Below are 19,490 nucleotides of genomic sequence, written 5' to 3' on the forward strand. Positions count from 1 at the left end.
CGGTTCCCCGCCCACACGCGAGTCGACGCGCCGACACGGCGGGCTCACGCGGACCGGTGGCCACCGGTCGTCGTCGACTCGATGGCCACCACCCTGACGAAACGGGATCAGGGCCGGTCCGCCCCGACTCGTTCAGAGGACTCGTCCGAGGCCTTGGTGGGCTGCGGCCGCTCCAGTGCCGCGCCCTCGACATCGACGCCGGGCAGGATCCGGTCGAGCCACTTCGGGAGGTACCAGGCGGCGGGCCCGCACAGGTGCAGTAGGGCGGGCACCAACAGCAGTCGGACCACGAAGGCGTCGATGAGCACACCCACGGTCAACCCCAGTCCCAAGGGAGCCGACATCGGGTCCGGGCTGAACGCGAAACCCGCGAAGATCGACGCCATGATCAGCGCGGCCGCGACGACGACCGAACGTCCCGCGCGCAGACCCTGGCGGACCGCGAGCCGTGGATCCGATCCCTGGACATAGGCCTCACGCATCCCCGAGGCGGTGAAGAGCTGATAGTCCATGGCCAGTCCGAAAAGTACACCGACCGCGAGGACCGGCATGAAGGTGAGCACGGGCCCGGGATCGCCGAAGGGGAAGAGCTCGCCGAACCAGCCCCACTGGTACACCGCGACGACGACCCCCATCGCACCGGCGAAGGATCCGATGAAGCCGAGGGTGGCGATGACCGGCAACAACAGGGACCGGAACACCATGATCATCAGCACCAGGGACAGGGCGATGACCAACACCAGGTAGAGCGGTAGCGCGTCGGCGATGATGTCGGAGATGTCGATGTTGGCCGCGGGCCAACCGGCGACCGACAGCTCCGCGTCGTCCAGTCGGGTCCCCTCCAGCGGGTCGCCGTCGCGAAACTCGTGCACCAGCGCTTCGGTGGATTCGGCGGTGGGGCCGTCCACGGGGATGATCTGGAAGGCCGCGACCGTGTTCTCGTCGTTGAGGGCGACCGGCATCACCGAAACGATGTCGGGGTGCCGCCCGAGTTCCTCGGCGATGTCGATCCGGTACTGTTCGGCGCCCTCGTCCCCAAGACCACCGGGAAGGTCCGCGACGGCGAGGAAGGGGCCGTTCCAGCCGGCTCCGAAGGCTTCCGCCGTGGCGTGGTAGGCCTGGTAGGGGGCGGTGTCCTCCGGTTGGGCGCTGTTGTCGGGAAGGCCCAGACGCAGGTCGAAGGTGGGCACCGCGAGCACGGCCAGTCCGACCAGGCTCAGCGCCACGACACCGATCGCCTTGGGGGTGCTCATCGGCCGGTCGATCGCGATTTCGCGCGCGGGCGTCGCGGGCGTCTTGCCGGCGGCGGCGTCGCCCCGCACCTCTTCCAGGGCCCTGCGTTCCCTTCGTGCGAGGATCCGCGGGCCGACCAGGGACAGCAGCGCCGGGGTCATCGTGATCGCCATGAGTACGGCGATGGCCACGCAGAACGCGCCCGCCGTCCCCATCATGCCGAGGAAGGGCAGGCCCGTGACGTTGAGCGCCAACAGCGCGATGATGACGGTGGCTCCGGCGAACATCACCGCGTTGCCGGCCGTGCCGTTCGCCAGCGGGATGGAGTCCGCCACGCTCATGCCTTGTTTGAGCTGGGTGCGGTGCCGGTGCAGGATGAACAGCGCGTAGTCGATGCCGACCGCCAGGCCGAGCATCAGACCGAGGGTCGGCGTGATGGCCATCATGTCCACGAACGCCGAGGCGGACACGGTCAGCAGCACGCCCACCCCGACGCCGAGCAGCGCGTTGAGCAGCGGAAGACCGACACCGATGAACGTGCCCAGCATGACGAACAGCACGACGGTGGCCACCACGAGGCCGAGGACCTCGACGATGCTCATCAGGTGCGGTTCCTGGACCGAGAGTTCCTCACCGGCGAGGAACTCCACGCCGTCGATGTCGGCTTCGGTGAGCGTGTCGGTGAGTTCGTCGAGACGTTCGGGGTCGACGCCGTCGAGTTCACCGTCGAACCGCAGGGTGATGATGGCGGTGTCTCCGCTGTCGGAGACCAGTGCCGCGTCCTCGACGAGTTCCAGCATCGCCTCGGCGCGCTCCAACTCCGCGCCGCCCTCGGTGTGCTCACGCTCGGCCTGTTCCAGGTCCTGCTCGGCGGCCTCGATCTCGGTGCGGGCTTGGTCGAGTTCTTCCTGGCGCTGTTCGAACTCGGCTGCGGCGACCTCGTGGGTTCCGTCGTCCCGGGCCTGTTCCACCGCCTCGTCGAGGTCCTGCTGTGCGTCTTCGATCTGTTCCCGCGCGGGTTCGGTCTCCTCTTGTCCGGTGTCGATCTCCGCTCGGGCGGAGTCGAGTTCCTCGCGTCCGGTGTCGATCTCGTCGTATCCGGCGGCGATGTCGGCTTCGGTGGCGAACGGGTCGGCGACCGTGGTGACGGGTTCGTGGTCTTCGAGTCGCTCCATCAGTTGCCTGAGAGCGCTTTCCTGATCGTCGGTGAACGGAACCTCGTTCGTGGTTCGTACCACCACGGCGGCGCTGCCGCCGGCGAGTTCGGAGTCGGGGAACTCCTCGGCGACACGGTCCGCCACCTCCAGTGTCTCCAGCTCCGGCAGGGATATCTCGGTGGTCAGCTGCCCACCGAAGCCGGCGACGGCCACGAAGGCCAGTAACAGCAGTGCGAACCACGAGGCGATGACGGTCTTGGCCCGGCGCGCGGCCAGGCGACCAAGACGATGGAGTAGTAGTGCCATGCCGGAAATATTAAACGCTACGTAGCGTATCGAATATCAGGGTTCACCCTGACAAACCCCTGAGAACGAGGCCGACGAGATCCTCACACCACTGCTTCGAGGGCCGGACCCCGGCCAGGATCCGAATCGCCATGGTGTGGCTGAGCGAGGCCGCCGCCGCCGAGAAGTCCTCCCTGGGCTCGATGACACCGCCCTGGGCCGCACTGTGCAGCCGTCGAACGAGGTGCCGGTCGTCCCACACCCCGACGTAGCCCTCGGTACTGCGTCCCACCGCGTCCAGGTCCGCCGAGAGCACCGCGCGCGCCAGGCTCATGTGACCGGGATCGAACGCCTCCTGTCGCAACCCCAACACCCAGGCGAGCAGATCGGCACGAAGATCCCCGGTGTCCCCCACCTCCAGACCACCGACCCGAAGAAACCCGGAAAGGGACGCCTCGCGCACGATCTCCGCCTTGGAGTTCCACCGCCGGTAGATCGTCGTCTTGGCGACCCCCGACTCGGCGGCGATCCCCTCGATCGTCAGATCGTCATAGGGCTTGGACCCCACCAACCTCGCGGTCGCCTCCAGGACGGCCCGCCTCGAAGCCTCACTGCGCGGACGCCCACGCCGTACCTTCTCCTCAGTCATGCCCGTCATCCTAGAACCCGCCTCGGTTTCCGGTGGGGACCCGGATGACACCCCGCCCACACCACCGGGCACATGCGACCGGACCGGTGCCCACCGATCGATCGCCCGGCCATCGTCTCCACCTAGGCCGGTTTCGAAGCCTGGGGCCTTGGCGCGTGAGTGTGCTCCCTACAGTGGCTCCAATGACTCGCACTCCCCTCTCACCACGGACCCTCGGCTCGGTGCTGACCGACACTCTTCGGGCCACCCGCGAGTTCGACGACGCCCGAGCCTGGTTGGAGGAAGCCCGCCACGGACCCATGGCCCCCATCGCGGCGGAGGTCTGGGCACTCGATCACGAGCACCGCCATGTCCTGCTCGTTCGGCACCGCCGGCGCGGCTGGGTACCTCCCGGGGGCAAGGTCGACTTCGGGGAAACACCGATCGAAGCGGCCGCTCGCGAACTCCTGGAGGAAACCGGCGTGGCCGGGGATCTCGATCCCGTGCCCGCCGCCGCCAGTGTGCGTTCCTACCGTTCGGATTGGGAACCCACTCTGGGTCTCTCATACGTGACGACCATCGACCGCGCCCTCCCCTTGTCCGAGGAGGACGGCCAACCGGCCGCTTGGATCCCGCTGGAGCACGACTGGGAAACCGTCTTTCCCAAGGACCGGGACAGGATCCGCGAACACCTACGGTGGTCGGCTTCCCAGATCGGAAGCCGACCGCGCTAGCCGGCGGGCGTCGAGGGCTCAGGGGACGCGTCGGATGTTCCGTGAGGATCTGGTTATGCTCACCCACGAAAAGTGGCCCGTCCCATGCCTGTTTCGGACGATCTCGGTCACCCGTACCTCGAAACGAAGGAGAGTCGTTGAGCTACGACGTGGTGGCCCTGGTCGGTGGACGCCCCGATGAACAGGCGATCGTCGACGCCTTGCAGGACGTCGACCCAGAACTGCGCCTACATGTGCACGGAAACACCGACGTCTTACAGATTCGGGATCAGGAGGGCCGGCTGCTGGCCACCCTGGAACCGGGTCAAGAGGTGGAACGACCCGACGACGTGGTCCGCCTGCTCGGCGAGGACGTCGTCGCCGGTCTTCCTGAGACCTACTGGTGGGTGGAGACCCGTGCCCGTCCCGACGAACAGGGCCGTGAGGTCGCGCACCGATTCTCCGACAGGCTCGCGCTGCGACTCGGCGGGGCGGTGTGGACTTCGGGCAGCGCCGACTTCGACCTGTGGGAGGAACCCGAACATCCGACCACCGAACGGACCGCCGAGCGGGCGCTCTTGGTCGCCCAGGACCGGGCCGTGGTCCCGCTCTCCTCCTGGCTCAGCGACGCGGTGGCCACACACGGACGGGACAAAACGCTGCAGGTGCTCACCCCCGCCACCACACGGCTCACCTACGGAGCCCGCACCTTTCTGGCCGGCCCTTTGGGACGCTGGGTCGTTCAGGGCGACGATGGTGGACACTTCGACGGCCTCACCGGGTTGGCCGTGCACTGGGACGAGACCTACGGTTTCCGGCCGGTCAAGGAACCGGTCGGGCCGAACTGGACCGAGAAGCACCCCGACGCGGCACCGGTCTCCGGGTTCCTCGCCGGCTTCGCCGAAACATCGGGGACTCACCTGGTGGTGGATGTGTCCGTTCTGCACCCAGACCCTTTCACCCCGGAGTTGGGTCGGGCCACGCAGATCATCACCGAGCACTTGGCCGGAGCGAAACCATCGGTCTGGGGCCCGCACGAGCCCGCGCTCTTGGCCTGGGATCGTGCGCGGATCATCGAAGCGGCTCTTCGCCGCAGGCCCCGACCATGGATTCTGTACCTGTCCGGACCACTGGGGCGAGAACCCGCGTTCTCAGGACAGTTCCGTCTCTCTTGGCGTGGAAGGCAGGTCCTGGAGCGGATTTCGGTGGTCATCGGGTTCGAGAACGAGAACACGGTGCCTTTCGAGGAACTCCCCACCCTGGTGGAGACCTTGGCAGGGGCGGGGCTTTTGGAGGCGCTACGTGTGCGCCGGCTTCCCGGTCGCTCCGACCTCACCTACGAACCGGTATGGACGGGACCCGCCGTTCCGGTCGGGCTCGCGATAGGACCTGACCACCTGCTCCGTATCGGGTCTGGCGCCGCCCAGGCCGGACCCATTCCGGGTGTGCTCCTTGGGGAGGGTGACAAGCAGGCGGTTTGGTATCCGGTGTTGGCGGACGCGAGCGCCCCCTTGCGCGCACTGGATCTCGCCCAGCGGCAATCGGCCCACCTGTTCGCGTCGACCTGAGGCGAGGCACGCCCGTTGCAGCCGGCTCGGCGTCCCTGACTCCAACGAAAACCATCAACGAGAAAAAGTGCCGTGCATCACTTTTTTGAGGGTTTCGGCTTTCTCATCTGCATGTTCTGCGACGAATACCGGTGCGCTACCTCCTCATTCGTATCGATGCACCTTTCCCACGAACCATGGCCCTTCATGGAGAGTCACCCCCTATGTGCATACTGCTGAGGCAACGCCACAGACCCCGCGGGGTCGGTAAAGGACCGAGGAGGCTTCTGAATGAAATTCGAGATGGGCGAGCCTCCGGAGGGTATCGACGACGTTGCCGCCTCCGGGTTTACGCACCCCACGTCCACGGCTGAGCATCTCAAGGAACCACAGCTCACCAAGACCGGTAAGGAGCGGCTCGGCGCCAAACCCATTGGAAAGCGGATGGCCAAGGCCGTCAGCGGTGTTCGCTCCTCGTTGAACCGCCTGAGAACTCACGTCATCGAGCAGGACATGGTCGAGGCCGGCCGTATCACCGCCGGTCAGGTGGAGAGCGACCCCGGGGCGGAGTTCCACCCCCACCGCTTCACCCCTTCCCCCGGCAAGGAGGACGGATGAGCGAATGGAGCATCGACGTCTACGGGGTCTCACTGGTACTGACCGACCTCGGAGACCAGCTCGGTTTGGAAGGAGGAGGTTTCTCCTCCACCATCGACTCCACCTCGGACGGGATCGACATGGCGTTGTCCAATGCCAAGAGCCCACCGGTGGAATCCGCCCTATCCGGGTTCTTCGAACACTTCAGCGGCGAAACCGACGCCATGTTCACACGGAGCCTGTCGTGCCTGCAAGGGGCCACCGACGCCACCACGGCCTACACCCAGGGCCAAGAGGACATGGCCGCCGAAGCACAACGCCAGGCGGGCACCGCGGAGAACCTCGACCTTTGACCTCCCCCTGACCAACCCCACTCCCACCCCCACCCCCGCTCCAGTTCCCCGGAAGGCTTCCTGGTGAGTTTCGAACCCACCGAGCCCCAGGACGGCGTGGACCCCAATCCGTTCACGCTGATCGACCCTGAGGCCATCCCCTATCCCCTGACCGACGTGTGGTCCCTCAACTACGCCGCTGAAACGCTACGCAGCGGCGGGGAGGACATCGCCAGTGGGGCCGAGGACATGCGTTCCACCTGGCAGGGACTCCAAGCTCACTACGAGGCCCCCGAGAGCGAGACGCTCTTCGCCAAGATGGACCCGGTCGTGGACCGTGGTGATGGCCTGGAAACCGACCTGGCCACCGTCGCCGGCGCGTTGGAGGATCTCGCCGAAGCCGCCAAGACAGCCCGAGGCGAGCTCAACACCCTCAGGATCGAGGCTCAGAGTCTTTGGAACCGCAACCACGACAACAAGCTGTGGTGGCTGGACAAGGACGACGAAACCGACGAGTGGGCCCTGCAGGAGAACCTCCGACTCAAGAGCGCGGTCAACACAGCCTGGGCCACCTTCAACGAGGCCGAGAACGACTGCGCCACCCGGATCTCGAACCTCTTCGACGGACCCGCCTACGCCTCCCCCGACCAGGCGAGCGGAGATGACGTTCTCGTCTACGGGTTGCCCACCGACGCCGGTGACGTCGACATGGACCCGCTGGACCCGGAACTGTCCTTCGATTACGTGAACAACACGGTGAACAACGTCGCGAACTGGGCGAGGGAAGAGTTCCATCCCGACCTGGCGAAGTTCGACAACCCCTACGGCCAAGCCGTGTGGGACACGGTGATCACCGACGTGCTGTGGGGAACAGCAGTGGGGTTCCAGTCCAAACTCGGCTTCTGGCACCCAGACAACGGGTGGCGTTTCGATCTGACCGGCCGTAAGGACAACGCCAAGGCCGCCTGGATCGACGCGGGGATGGACACAGCCGCTCTGGTCGGTATCCACGACGAACACGGGTGGTTGTGGGAACCAGGCGAAGGCGGGCAAGAAGGGGCCGGCGCCGGGTGGGACCGGTGGGTCGACAACATGGGAGACACCAAGGACGAGCTGATCGAAGGCCACACCGCCTGGTCCACCCGTGAGGACGGCGTCGCCTACTCCAACACCACCATCGCCACCAACGCGGTGATGATGACCGGTGGCCTACCGCTCAAGCTGGTCAAGATCGTGGTCGGGTCGGGGGTGGACATGCCCTCCGGGGATTCCGGCTCCGGCGCGTCCCCTGGCACCGGCTCTGGCGGATCCGGTTCAGAGAGCTCCGACGTTTTCAGGGCGCGTGGTGGGCCCGGGGCCGAGGGCTGGCCCAGCAGCCCGCTCCCTCAGGATCGTCCGAATGGTGCCACACCGACTACCGAGCGCTTCGCCGACCAACTCACGATGACGCGGGAATCGCTGCTGGACCCGAACCAGCACCGACCCACGCCATCCACCTCTCCTGACCGCCCCGCTTCCGGTGACGCTTCGGCCCCTCAGGCCCCGACCACACCACATCGGGACGAGAGCAGCCCGTCGCAGGAAGGCGAGGGGTCGAGCGACCGCCCCCGCAGCGAAGACTCTCAACGTCGTCCTGCTGGGGACGATCAGTCAGCATCCCCGTCTCGACGCGAAGACACGGACGCACAGAGAAACCCCGACCGGGAGTTGGAGACTTCCACGTCGAAGCCGCGTTCTGGCAACGACCCCCAATCCGAGGGCTCCAGCACTCCCCGGAATGAGGAGGGCGGTCAAGGACCCCGCGACGATGGGTCCGACCGCCAGGACGACGTTCCCGACCAGCACCACGATAATGATGCACGGGGCAGGACCGGTCCACGCGAGGAGACCGAGCAACCCACACCCGCCACCGGCAGCGGAGGCGAAGGTGGGGGCGACCAACCTCCCCACGACCGCACCGGACTCGGCGATGATGGCACCAACGACCGTGGTGACGGCACCGGCGATGGCGAGGATGCCACGAACTCGCCGACGCAAAACCAGGAAAGACTACTGGATGTTTTTCCGAATAAGGTGGACACGGAAGGCAGAGTCCCTCGTCCCGATCAGACTGCTCCGGGCCGATATTCAGAATCCCAAGTTTCGGTTGACGACCTGCGACGCGACGGCCTGATCGATGAAGGTTGGGAAAGCTTTGAGTCCAAGGAGCGAGAAGTTGCTCAATTCCTCTTGGATCACGGGCTAAGGGTCCAGTCGGTCACTGAATCGACAGTGGACGGGAGAACAACTCCGGATGCCGTCATTTCGGGCACAGAAAAAACAATTGAATTCAAAATTCTCGAATCCAGTAGCCCCCGAGCCATTGAAGCGAACATCCGAAAAGGGAGGAAGCAGTCGAGCATGATGGCCTTGGATTTGCGTGGGCCTCAAGTCGACAGCGAAACAGTCATGAAATCCATTGGGCGAACCCTGCATCAAAATGGAGGAGACCTAGATGAATTGATCATCATTGGCGACGGTTACGTGATTGTCTGGCCCTAAGGAGTGACATGTCGAGAGTAGAGTTCATCTGGATTTCCGCTGAGCTCAATGATGCTTTGAATGAAATTCGAGACTTCCCAGAATTGACCTCAGAGCAGGAAATCATCGAAGGAGATTTCCGATTTTCCTTCGAGGGGGTGCGCCCAGAAGTGGGAAGAATTACGATCGGAATCGAAGCCGACGTCAGCGACGACTACCCCACGGTCATAGATGTTGACCAGGCTCGATGGATGGACGCACCCGAAAAGGTTCAGGCCTTCTTTGACCTTCTCGCCCGGAGGACAAAATGGGAGATAGCATCACGGTTCGATAATGATGATCACCCCTTGGTTTACAGACCTCCCCTGAAGTAGTCTGCCTCCCCTCTGACCGATTCCAACGAAAATCCTACGAGGAGCCCAGGGACAGAAAAACGATAGCTAGGACCGGGAGAGGTTCCTCAATATCAGAAAGTTGAATTTCAGGGAGGACATCTCTTCGGCACACAGTTCTTTGGGCCGGGAGAGATTCTTAATATGCCTCCCATGCGTTTCGACATCAACCAAAATCAAACCAATACCGCCTTCTCGGACCGACTCCCCGAAGAACACGGGACGATCGACGGGTCATTCTATAACTTGGAGCGCAGCTGGCGCGGACTACTGAAACATGGAGACGAATGGCATAATTTCAATAATCCGGATTTCAATAATGGTGAATGGAACGATGCGGTTGCCCTAAAACCTGGAAAGCCCGACATCCAGGCGAAGATCACTAGCGAGTTCGATCCAAGCATGCCTCGGATCGAATATCCACCCAAATCTGGCAAGTTCATCAACCCACCGCCATCCTCCTTCCATATCGAATGGAGCATTAATGGCGTACCCATGAAGCCACTAGACTATGAGAACTTTCCACCATTGCATTAGAACAAGGAGTAAAACTTGGCCAGCAAGCATTTCAAAAGGGGGCACCTAAGCCACGATCAGCAGCTAGAACTCCTCAATAAGATTGGCCATGAACTTCTAGACAAGGCACCCCAAGGGTGGGCGAAAATTGTATACGAAAGGGCTTCAGTATTCGATCACAGCTCGTCCGATTATCGTGTGGAAGATGAACATGGCGCCAATATAGCCGGCTGGGGGCCAAGCACACTGAATCCTCTATTAAGGGAGCTTCGCCCTGGCATGTACCAAAAAGGAGAAGGCACATGGTTCTCAATGTGCTATACCATCCTCAGGCCTGGAAAATTCCACGTCGAATATAACTACGATGAAGATCCTCATATCCTCTTCCCTGCCGCATTGGGGTACACCAACGACCTTAAGTATTTCCCTCGAGAAGACGATCACATCCCTGCCTGGCTCCAACAGAAACTCAGCGAGGAACCCCGCATGCAATCCGAGTGATAATAGGAGCGAGTGATGGATTGCGAAGCAGTCTCGGGGCCGACTGCCACGACCATCTCTCACCAAGAAGAGGAGTAATCCATGGGAAAACGATACTCAGATGCAGGACTTCTCGAACTCACCGGGAAGCAACTGGATCCAGCAAAGCAACAAGAGCTTTTGGTGAAAATTGGCCGGAAAATGGTCGAAGAGGCACCTGACAACTGGGCTGAGATTTTTTACACCCGCGCTTCGGTAGCCGATCAGTCGTTCACCACGTACACGGTCAAACACCAAAACGGGGACACCCTCGAATCCAGCGAACCAGCTGAGATCAACCTGTTGTTCGAGGACTTGAAGGCGGGCCTCTACCAAGATGGAAAAGGAACCTGGTTCTCGGTTCGCTACTCCGTCACCCGTCCCGGACGATTCTCCGTAAAATACAACTATGAGGATCCTGAAATCCCGACTCTCACCGGCCCAGCCTTCACCAACGACCTCAAGTATTTTCCTCGCAACGACGAACACATCCCTGCTTGGCTCCGACAAAAGCTCGATGGAGAAGCGGATGGGTAGGGATTCGGTTGCATATCGCTTCGCAGAACACCACGGAATCCCATTTCTCCCGCCTGGACGAAACAGACCGAACCTGCCGCAGGTTAGACGGAGTCATGACCGTTCCGGAAGACGCACAAATCTACCCGGACTAGGTCTTAAATGACTCAGATACTCAGCGCATCTAGCGAAATTGCTTCCTGGGACTGGTATGTCGAAATTGAGAATGGAAAAGTCCTTGATAGTGCTTCTGCTATGACGCTGTCAATATCCAGAGCCCTCGACCAAAAAGCCCTTATGGAACTTGCCGGGATACAAATATCCTGGCACCGACACGGACAAGGTTCGATCGGATTTCGCTCCCGGGTCTCCCTTTGCGATCTCCAAAGGTTGAACGAAGAGTTCATTACTGAGCGAATCACGGAGAGCCAACCGGTAGGCCATACGGATACACATGTGGGCCAGATCGAACTTCTGGGCTCAGGGTACTGGATCAACGCTGATGGGGAGAAGAAGAGAGTAAACCGTCTTGTCGATGTCTCAATTCTCCTGGATCCAGATGATATCAGTGTGGCACTCGGAGTCCGACATGACATTTGGATGTGGTTCGATTTTTCAGGAAAACCACATCCAAAAGTTTACTACAACAACAAAACGCGCCTATCTGAAGCACTCAAGGAAATCGAGGGGATACTAGGGACCGATACCATCCCGGGAGACCCCACTTATTTTGCCGAACCAGAAAAATATGGAATAGTCACCCCTGAAGCCAATTCGGAAGGATTCAGTTACAATGAGGTGATCCCAGCGTCCCTGAGATAGGAGGAAAGCGGAAATCGGGACTCGAGTGGAGATATGACCGTTCGGCAGACATAGACGTGAGCCCCAGGCAGAAGGCGAGGTATCGAATCTTGCCGGGCTACCGTGAAAGGCTCCACCTGGTCGCCTATAGTGCCATCCTTGACGTCCCCAGGGAAGCCGTTCTCTTCCTCTCCCGCCTTCTGCCCGCCGAACGCAAGCTCCGTGGTACCCGTAACCGAACCCGCGCCCTGACCTGCTTCCACCAAGCGGTGATGGCCCTGCGCCACTTCCCCGAGGGGACCGGTCCTGCCACCCTGGCACGCGACCACGGCATCGGCCGCTCCACCGGCTACCGCTACATCGACCAAGCCACCTACGAACTCGCCGATCAGGACCGTGACCTTCGCCAAGCACGGCACGAGGCCCACAAGGCGAGCGCGGGCCACCTAGTACTCGACGACATGGTGATCCTGACCGACCGCTGCCTGGAGAAGACCACCAGCCTCAAGGGTCGCAGCATCGACCTCTGGTACTCGGGAAAGTCCCGCCACCACGGAGGCAACCTCCAAGGCGTCATGGAACCGGACGGATTTCCCCTGTTCATCAATGGTGTCGAGCCCCGATCAGCGAACGGCCTGCCCCCGACCCGCGCCCACGTGCTCAGTGCGCTCTACGCCCCTGCGGCCCAAGGCCTGCCCACGCTGGCCGACCTGGGATATCAGGGTGCTGGCATCGGCGTCATCACCGCCAGCCCCGGCAAGATCGGAGGCATCGTCAGAGCCGCGCTCGTTCTCACGTGTTTCGAGCATGGACGCCTGAAATGAAACCCGCTGGGATCACCTCACTGGAACCTCAGCGGTACAGCAACCTACCACCGCTTAATTGACACAAGGAACATCCTTTGGTAAGCAAATTTTTCAAAAGGGGACACCTTAATCAAACTCAACAGCTTGACCTAATCAAGAAGATCTGCCAGTCCATTCTTTTGCGGGCACCACAAGGATGGAAAAACATAATGTATAGAAGCAACGCCGTAATCGACCACAGTTCTTCTAAGTTTCAGGTGCGCGATACATACGGAAAAAACATAGCAGGCTGGGGTCCTAATACTATCGGACCTTTACTCGACAACTTGCGCGCAGGGATGTATCGAGAAGGCGAGGGAACCTGGTTTTCGATTAAATTCACAATCACTCGACCTGGAAATTTCCAGGTCGAATATAACTACGACGAAGACCCTCACATTCTCTTTCCCGCGGCATGGGGATACACCAACGACCTCAAGTACTTTCCTCGCGACTACGAACACATACCCACCTGGCTCCGACAAAAGCTCGCTGGGGAAGCGGACGTATAGGGATTCGGGTACCTGTGGTTTCACAGAACTCCATGGCAGACCGACCCTTCTACCTGAAAAAAACAGACCGCACTCGTCGCAGGTGAGCTGAGCAGGAACATCGAACGAACCCTAAGGCTCATGCCTCGACCGCTGGTCACTCACGGAGATTTCGCATCGTGATCTTGGTTCGTTGACATCGGGTGCAAGGCCCCACAGCCCGGACTGTGGCGGCCGCTGTCATTCCACGCCGTAGTCCGCCCGTTACCTCCCGGTAGGGCCTTGGCGCGAGGAAGGCGCGTGCGCGTACCTTGGGGCTGAGTACAGGTGGAGCTTGCCCGCTCCCACACCTGCTTGGCCTGGAGGAGAGATCATCAAGATCACAACCGTCGTATCCGACCCCGCGGCGGAAGGGACTCCGCGATGACCAACCCAGAGGCGAACCCGGACACCCACGTGTGCGTCGATGGTGGCCTTCCAGGGCCGTGGGCCGAGCGGGAGGGTGGAGCTCCCGTCGAGCTCATCACCGCCCGCGACGTGCCCCTGGGCGGACCGCGTGCCATGAACGTGCGCCGTACCCTGCCGCAACGGCAGCGTTCGTTGATCGGCGCGTGGTGCTTCATCGACCACTACGGGCCGGACGACGTATCGGCCAGCGGCGGTATGGACGTGGCTCCGCACCCGCACACGGGACTTCAGACGCTGAGCTGGCTGTTCGAAGGTACCGTCGCCCACATCGACTCCGGTGGCAACAGCGCCCACGTCCTTCCCGGTGAGATGAACCTGATGACCGCCGGCGCCGGCATCTGCCATTCCGAGACCTCCACGGAGGACACCGACCGACTCCACGGGGTGCAGCTCTGGATCGCCCTCCCCGAGGAGGCGCGCAACCGGCCGGGCCGCGACTTCGAGCACTTCGTCCCCGAGCCCGTCACCTTCGACGGCGGTTCCGCGCTCGTCTTCCTCGGTTCACTGCTGGGTTCACAGTCCCCGGTGAGCATGTATTCGCCGCTGGTGGGGGCCGAGATCAGGCTCGATCCCGGCGCGGCCCTCGACCTGACGGTCGATTCCGGATTCGAGCACGGCCTGCTGGTGGACACGGGCGAGGCCATCACGCTGGAGGGCGTGCGCGTACCCAAGGACGCCGTGGGCTACACGGGGGTGGGAAGCCGGAACCTGCGTATCGCCAACGGCGGTACCGAACCGGCCAGGCTCGTACTCGTGGGAGGCACCCCCTTCGACGAGGAGCTCGTCATGTGGTGGAACTTCCTGGGCCGTACCACCGAGGAGATCCGGCAGTACCGGGAGGAATGGCAGAACCACGGTGAGCGGTTCGGTCGCGTCGAAGGCTACGTGGGGCATGGCGGCCCGGGAAGGAACCGCGAAGGAATGGGGTGGATCCCCGCCCCTGAACTGCCACCGGTCAGGATGAGGCCGAGGAAGAACCCACCGCCTCACGCACAGATCCAGGACTGAACCACCCCGATCACCCACCCCGCCGGGCCGAGACACCGTCGTGCCCACCATCAACCGGCCCGGCACGATCCCCCTGGAGAGGTCTTCGCCATGACCGAGCCACAGACCGACAAAACCGGCGCTGTCGTGCATATCGCCCTCGACGAAGCGCGCGTCATCAGCGCCTACACCGTGACCTTGGATGACGGCACCCTCGCCGGCCGTGCGGACTTCGTCGACCCAGTGCAGGGAGACGGAGAGCGCGTCTTCTTCCACACCGAGGTCTCACCGGAATTCGGTGGACGAGGCCTGGCCGGGCTCCTGCTGCGCGAGGCGTTGGCCGACAGCGTCCGCAGGAACATCACCGTCGTCCCCGTGTGCCCACTGTTCGCCAAGCACTTGAAGGAGCACGGCGAGGAGTACACGGCCCAGGGCGGCAAGTTCCGCAAGCCCAGGCCCGCGGACCTGGCCCTGGTCCAGAAGACGACCGAGGAGCAGGCATGAACGCGGAGCGTCCCTACATCGACAAGGAACACCCCACGGTGTACAAGGCGCTCGGCAAGGCGGCCGTGGCCTCTCGAGCCGCCTCGCACGAGGCCGGCCTGGGCGACGACACCATCGAGCTGATCAACGTCCGGGTGTCCCAGATCAACGGGTGCCCGACCTGCCTGAGCATCCACGTTCCCAAGGCCCGCAAGGCCGGGGTGAAGCAGAGCGTCCTGGACGTACTGCCGTCCTGGCGTGAGGCCGGCGTGTTCTCCGACATGCAAAAGGCCGCGCTGCTCTTGGCCGAGTCCCTCACCGTCATCGACCCCGCCGTCGACCGGCAGGAGATCAACGCCCGCGCGGCCGCCCACCTGACCACCGCACAGATCTCTGCGGTGGAGTGGACGACCACGCTCATCAACGCGTTCAACCGGGTCTCGATCGCCAGCGGTCATCCCGTGATCACACGATAGGGGAAAGCGATTTCCGCCGCTGTAACGCCCTCCCTCCATGAGGTGCGCTACAGCGGTGGGTCCCCCTTCCGGAAGCCCACCTTCTCCAACAGGGTGACGTGCTCGGTGGCCTACCGATCCTCAGCAACCCCGCAACGGTTCCTGCCGCGCGCCCTTCCTACGAGATGAGGAGGTCCGGACAGGCCAAGGACGGCCTTTCGAGCCTCCCACCTCCCGGACCTGCCTCCCGTTCTCAGTACGGTGACGGTGGCCGTTCCAAACCCAGATGGCCCCGAAGTGTGTCCGTCTCGTACTCGTGACGGAACAGCCCCCGCTGTTGCAGGACAGGGACCACATGGTCCACGAAGTCCTCGATCCCGCCCGGCAACGACGGCGGCATGAGGTTGAACCCGTCCGCGCCACCGTTTTCGTACCACCGGGTCATCCGGTCGGCGATCTGCTCGGGCGTTCCGACCATGGTGCAGTGTCCGCCGCCGGCGGCCAGACGGCCCAGCAGTTGCCGCACCGTGGGTCTTTCGGAGTCGATGATGCGCAGGATGGTCTCGTAGCGCCCCTTGGGACCGGTGAACTCCTCCAGTGGCGGCAGCTCGGGAACCGGCGCGTCCAGCTCCCAATCGGAACAGTCCTGTTCGGTGAACAGCCCCAGCTGCTGCAATGACTCCTCGGTCGGCAGCAGTTCGTCCAGTTCACGTTGCTTGTCTTGGGCCTCCCGCTCGGTGGAACCGACGTAGGTGACCAGTCCGGGCATGATGGCGACGGACCCGGGGTCGCGGCCCGCCCGACGAATCCGCGCCTTGACGTCGCCGTAGTAGTCCTGGGCGCTGGGCAGGTCATAGGCCACGGAGTAGATGGCCTCGGCGCGGCGGGCCGCCAGCGTGCGTCCCTGCTCCGACGAACCCGCTTGGAACAGCACCGGGTTGCCCTGTACCGGGCGCGGCACGTTCAACGGGCCCTCGACCTGGAAGTGCTCTCCCCGGTGGCCGATGGGGCGTACCTGGTCCGGGTCCGCGAAGACCCCGTCCCGGTCGTAGTGGAAGGCCTCGTCGCTCCAGGAGTCCCACAGCCCCAGCACCACCTCCACGAACTCCTCGGCTCGGGCGTAGCGCTCCTGGTGCGCGGGCATCTGCTCGTATCCGTGGTTGCGGGCCTCGGCGTCGAACATGGACGTCACCACGTTCCAGCCCACTCGGCCTCCGCTGATGTGGTCCAGGGAGGCCAACAGGCGTGCCGCGTGGAAGGGCGTGTAGAACGTGCTGGAAACGGTGCTGACCAGACCGATGTGCCGGGTGGCCCGGCTCATGGCCGCCAGAGTGGTCAACGGTTCGAGGAACCACCACGGGCCACCGGCGACGTCGCCCGTGGCGTGGCCGTCGGCGAAGAACACCGCGTCCAGGCAGCCGCGTTCGGCGGTGCGGGCCAGTTCTTCGAAGTAGGTGATGTCACCGATCCGTTCGGCCGGCGAGTCGGGGTGGCGCCAGGCGGCCTTGTGGTGGCCGCAGCCGAAGATGAACAGGTTGAGGTGCATCCGGCGATCGGGAGCCTGGTCAGGCGCGGAAGCGGTGGCCATCAGTTCATCACCAGCCCGCCGTCGACGACGAGGTTCTGGCCGGTGATCGCGCGCGCCCAAGGGGAGGCGAAGTACAGGGCCGCGTCGGCGAACTCGGCCGGGGTGGTGACCCGGCGCAGCGGTGTGGTGGAGGCGATCATGTCGAACACCTCGTCGGGGGTGGCGGCGCTGGCGTCGGTGGTGCGCAGCAGACCGCCGGAGACCATGTTGACGGTGATGCCGTCGGGGCCCAGGTCATGGGCGAGCGTGCGGGTCAGCGACAGCAGCGCCGCCTTGGCCGCGGTGTAGTCGTGGTAGGGGACGACCGGGTGCTGGAACAGGTTGGTGCCCACGTTGATGACCCGGCCGAACCCTTGGCCGCGCATGGAGGCCAGGGCGGCCTGGACGGTGTTCAGTGCGCCGTGGACGGTACCGCTGAACTGCTGGTCAAGGTGTTCCAGGGTGAGGGTGTCGGCGTGGGGTCGTGCGTCGCCGTTGAAGGAGAAGCCGGCGAGCGCGTTGTTGACGACGGTGGAGACGGAGGAGCCGAAATGTCCCTCTGCGGTCTGGATCATCGAGGCGACCTGTTCGGGGTCGCGTACGTCCGCTCGCACAGCCAGGGCGCGGTCGGGGTGGGTGGCGGCGAGCTCGCCGGCTGCTTCGGCACTGTGGAGGTAGTTGATCACCACCCGGGCGCCTTGCCCCAGGAAGGCCTGGACCAGCCGGGACCCGAGCCCTCGGGCCCCGCCGGTGACGACGACCGTCTGTTGGTCGATAGGGAGCGCGGTGCGGGAAGAACTCATCGGTGGCCTTTCTGGCATGGGCGAAGGCGTCCCTTCGGCCACCGATACCACTGGCCGTGTACGGACATCCCTTCGCCGGTATGACCCGGATCAGGTTCGACGGGTGTCATCTCAGCCCGAATCAGTGGATTCAGGGCACCCCGTGTCACTGCCGATCAAGGTAGCCCATAGGCACCCTCTCGGGCCACCGGCCGGTGCCGTGCTCGTCTCCCGCTCGGCGATGGCGGCTTCAGCGGTCGGCCGGTTCGATCCCGGCCCGGTCGACGGACAGAAAATGGTCCGGAGCACACGTCGGCGCCCGGGTGCGGCGATCCAGCCCCAGACCTCCTCGGCGGTCCCCACGACCAGACGCAGCTCAGCGATCTGCTGGTCATCGCCCGTAGCGACCCCAGCGTGTGCGTGGTCTTGCATCTGCCAACACCGGCGAGTCACCCCATCCTCCCGGTCAGGGCATAGCTGCCTCTTCCTGTGGTTCTTTGGTGGGGAGAAGCCTTTCCCGTCTTCGTGGTCACCAACGGCCCGGTGAGGGCCCACGATGGAGGGGCGTTCCTCTCCTGGCTTTCGTGTTCGCCCGGAAAACAGAACCGATCGACTTCGGCACGTTCACAAGTGTTGAGGGTGTCGGCCCGCGTGTTGTCCCCAGTGGTCGAAGGGAGCACCCGAGCAGATGCCCCCGTGGAAACCACGGTCGAACAGGATCGTGCCGCCTTCGTCAGAGGCGAGCGGCATCCTCTCGCCATCACCACTGAGGACAAGATTTCCGCCCTAGCTGAGCTCGAACGCGTTGAAGATGGCATGGGGACGTAGCGTCGAGCAACTTCACCGGTTCGGATTCGTTCGTCCTTTCAGCCCGCGCGACCGGGTCGCGCGGGCTGACCCTCCACGTTCACGAGGCCGACCGCAACAGCGGTGGCGTGAGCAGCGAGGATCCGCCTTTGCGGTACAGGGCCGCCGGTCGACCCGCCGGCTGGGCGCGCTGCTCTCCCATGGGGTCCACGAAACCCTCCGCCTTGGTGACCTTTCGTCGGAAGTTACTGGGATCCAGTTCACGCCCCCAGATCACCTCGTAGACCGCCCGCAACTCGCTGAGCGTGAACGGTTCGGGACAGAAGACCGTGGCGACGGTGGTGTACTCCAACTTCTCCCGAACACGTTCCAGAGCGTCATCGAGGATGCGGACGTGGTCGAAGGCCAAGGGGGTGGACATCGCGATGAGCTCCTCCACCGGCACCCAACGGGCATGCGCCGCGTCGCTTCCCCCCACCGCCTCGGGCAGGTCCGCCCCCAAGGCCAGATAGGCGATGGTGACGACCCTCCCCCGCGGATCACGGTCGGGATCACCGTAGGCACCGAGCTGTTCCAGGTGGAGCCGGGAGCCGTCGACCCCGGTCTCCTCCAAGAGTTCGCGCCGAGCACCTTGGTCGAGGGTCTCCCGTCTTCGGACTCTTCCACCAGGCAAGGCCGAGTGTCCTTGAAACGGCTCCTCCCCGCGCTCGATCAGCAGGACCATCAACGCCCCGTTCCTAATGGTGAAGATGGCCAGATCCACCGTGACCAGGGACAACCCCACGTCAACGGCTCGCGCCAAGCGTTCGTCCACCGCGATCTCCTTAAAGGTCATCTTGACTTTAATCA

The 19,490-nt window shown here is 63.5% G+C and carries 19 protein-coding genes and 1 riboswitch; of the genes, 14 read left to right on the forward strand and 5 right to left on the reverse strand.

The annotated features are described in order from the left end of the window. Positions 1-107: 107 nt before the first annotated feature. Complete coding sequence (locus tag ACWGSK_RS20495) at positions 108-2,696, reverse strand: MMPL family transporter (RefSeq protein ID WP_452456454.1); 2,589 nt, start codon at positions 2,694-2,696, stop codon at positions 108-110. 43 nt (positions 2,697-2,739) lie between these two features. Further along, positions 2,740-3,324 carry a TetR/AcrR family transcriptional regulator gene (locus tag ACWGSK_RS20500; protein WP_452456455.1) on the reverse strand — a complete coding sequence of 195 codons (585 nt, stop codon included), beginning with the start codon at positions 3,322-3,324 and terminating at the stop codon, positions 2,740-2,742. Between the two features lie 182 nt (positions 3,325-3,506). Here ACWGSK_RS20500 and ACWGSK_RS20505 point away from each other — a divergent pair, with 182 nt between their 5' ends. The 14 genes from ACWGSK_RS20505 (at position 3,507) to ACWGSK_RS20570 (ending at position 15,506) form a co-directional block, all read left to right on the forward strand. After that, complete coding sequence (locus ACWGSK_RS20505) at positions 3,507-4,037, forward strand: NUDIX domain-containing protein (protein ID WP_452456456.1); 531 nt, start codon at positions 3,507-3,509, stop codon at positions 4,035-4,037. 137 nt (positions 4,038-4,174) lie between these two features. Continuing rightward, a complete protein-coding gene (locus ACWGSK_RS20510) occupies positions 4,175-5,584 on the forward strand; it encodes a DUF6177 family protein (protein ID WP_452456457.1) in 1,410 nt (469 codons plus the stop codon). Positions 5,585-5,854: 270 nt separating this feature from the next. Next, complete coding sequence (locus ACWGSK_RS20515) at positions 5,855-6,181, forward strand: hypothetical protein (protein WP_452456458.1); 327 nt, start codon at positions 5,855-5,857, stop codon at positions 6,179-6,181. Continuing rightward, positions 6,178-6,513, forward strand: a complete 336-nt coding sequence (locus ACWGSK_RS20520) for a DUF6507 family protein (protein WP_452456459.1) — start codon at positions 6,178-6,180, stop codon at positions 6,511-6,513. Before ACWGSK_RS20515 ends, ACWGSK_RS20520 begins: the two co-directional genes overlap by 4 nt. A 63-nt stretch (positions 6,514-6,576) precedes the next feature. Further along, the gene (locus ACWGSK_RS20525) at positions 6,577-9,033 is read left to right on the forward strand and encodes a CdiA C-terminal domain-containing protein (RefSeq protein ID WP_452456460.1); all 2,457 of its coding nucleotides are present in this window, start codon (positions 6,577-6,579) and stop codon (positions 9,031-9,033) included. An 8-nt stretch (positions 9,034-9,041) separates the two neighbouring features. Next, a complete protein-coding gene (locus tag ACWGSK_RS20530; RefSeq protein ID WP_067599129.1) occupies positions 9,042-9,386 on the forward strand; it encodes a hypothetical protein in 345 nt (114 codons plus the stop codon). Positions 9,387-9,557: 171 nt separating this feature from the next. Next, positions 9,558-9,941, forward strand: a complete 384-nt coding sequence (locus ACWGSK_RS20535; RefSeq protein WP_157090940.1) for a hypothetical protein — start codon at positions 9,558-9,560, stop codon at positions 9,939-9,941. Positions 9,942-9,956: 15 nt separating this feature from the next. Then, entirely contained in the window at positions 9,957-10,421 is a 465-nt protein-coding gene (locus ACWGSK_RS20540) for an antitoxin YezG family protein (protein ID WP_084392283.1), read from the forward strand. Between the two features lie 81 nt (positions 10,422-10,502). After that, positions 10,503-10,976 (forward strand): hypothetical protein, encoded by a 474-nt coding sequence (locus ACWGSK_RS20545; RefSeq protein ID WP_452456461.1) that lies wholly within the window; start codon positions 10,503-10,505, stop codon positions 10,974-10,976. A gap of 141 nt (positions 10,977-11,117) precedes the next feature. Next, complete coding sequence (locus ACWGSK_RS20550; RefSeq protein ID WP_452456462.1) at positions 11,118-11,777, forward strand: hypothetical protein; 660 nt, start codon at positions 11,118-11,120, stop codon at positions 11,775-11,777. A gap of 89 nt (positions 11,778-11,866) precedes the next feature. Next, complete coding sequence (locus ACWGSK_RS20555; protein ID WP_223809096.1) at positions 11,867-12,580, forward strand: IS5/IS1182 family transposase; 714 nt, start codon at positions 11,867-11,869, stop codon at positions 12,578-12,580. Positions 12,581-13,515: 935 nt separating this feature from the next. Then, positions 13,516-14,568, forward strand: a complete 1,053-nt coding sequence (locus ACWGSK_RS20560; RefSeq protein WP_452456463.1) for a pirin family protein — start codon at positions 13,516-13,518, stop codon at positions 14,566-14,568. A gap of 90 nt (positions 14,569-14,658) precedes the next feature. Continuing rightward, a complete protein-coding gene (locus ACWGSK_RS20565; protein WP_452456464.1) occupies positions 14,659-15,051 on the forward strand; it encodes an N-acetyltransferase in 393 nt (130 codons plus the stop codon). Next, positions 15,048-15,506 (forward strand): carboxymuconolactone decarboxylase family protein, encoded by a 459-nt coding sequence (locus tag ACWGSK_RS20570; protein ID WP_452456465.1) that lies wholly within the window; start codon positions 15,048-15,050, stop codon positions 15,504-15,506. Before ACWGSK_RS20565 ends, ACWGSK_RS20570 begins: the two co-directional genes overlap by 4 nt. A gap of 232 nt (positions 15,507-15,738) precedes the next feature. Here the strand turns inward: ACWGSK_RS20570 and ACWGSK_RS20575 are convergent, their stop codons facing one another. The 3 genes from ACWGSK_RS20575 to ACWGSK_RS20585 form a co-directional block, all read right to left on the reverse strand. Next, positions 15,739-17,073, reverse strand: coding sequence for an LLM class flavin-dependent oxidoreductase (locus tag ACWGSK_RS20575; protein ID WP_452456466.1), 1,335 nt, complete (start codon positions 17,071-17,073; stop codon positions 15,739-15,741). Continuing rightward, complete coding sequence (locus ACWGSK_RS20580; RefSeq protein WP_452456467.1) at positions 17,073-17,855, reverse strand: 3-oxoacyl-ACP reductase; 783 nt, start codon at positions 17,853-17,855, stop codon at positions 17,073-17,075. The genes ACWGSK_RS20575 and ACWGSK_RS20580 overlap by 1 nt, the downstream gene beginning before the upstream one ends. Before the next feature lie 50 nt (positions 17,856-17,905). After that, positions 17,906-18,008, reverse strand: a riboswitch (TPP riboswitch). Positions 18,009-18,741: 733 nt separating this feature from the next. After that, complete coding sequence (locus ACWGSK_RS20585; RefSeq protein WP_452456468.1) at positions 18,742-19,476, reverse strand: NUDIX hydrolase; 735 nt, start codon at positions 19,474-19,476, stop codon at positions 18,742-18,744. Positions 19,477-19,490: the final 14 nt, after the last annotated feature.

The organism is Nocardiopsis sp. NPDC055551 (assembly GCF_053619415.1).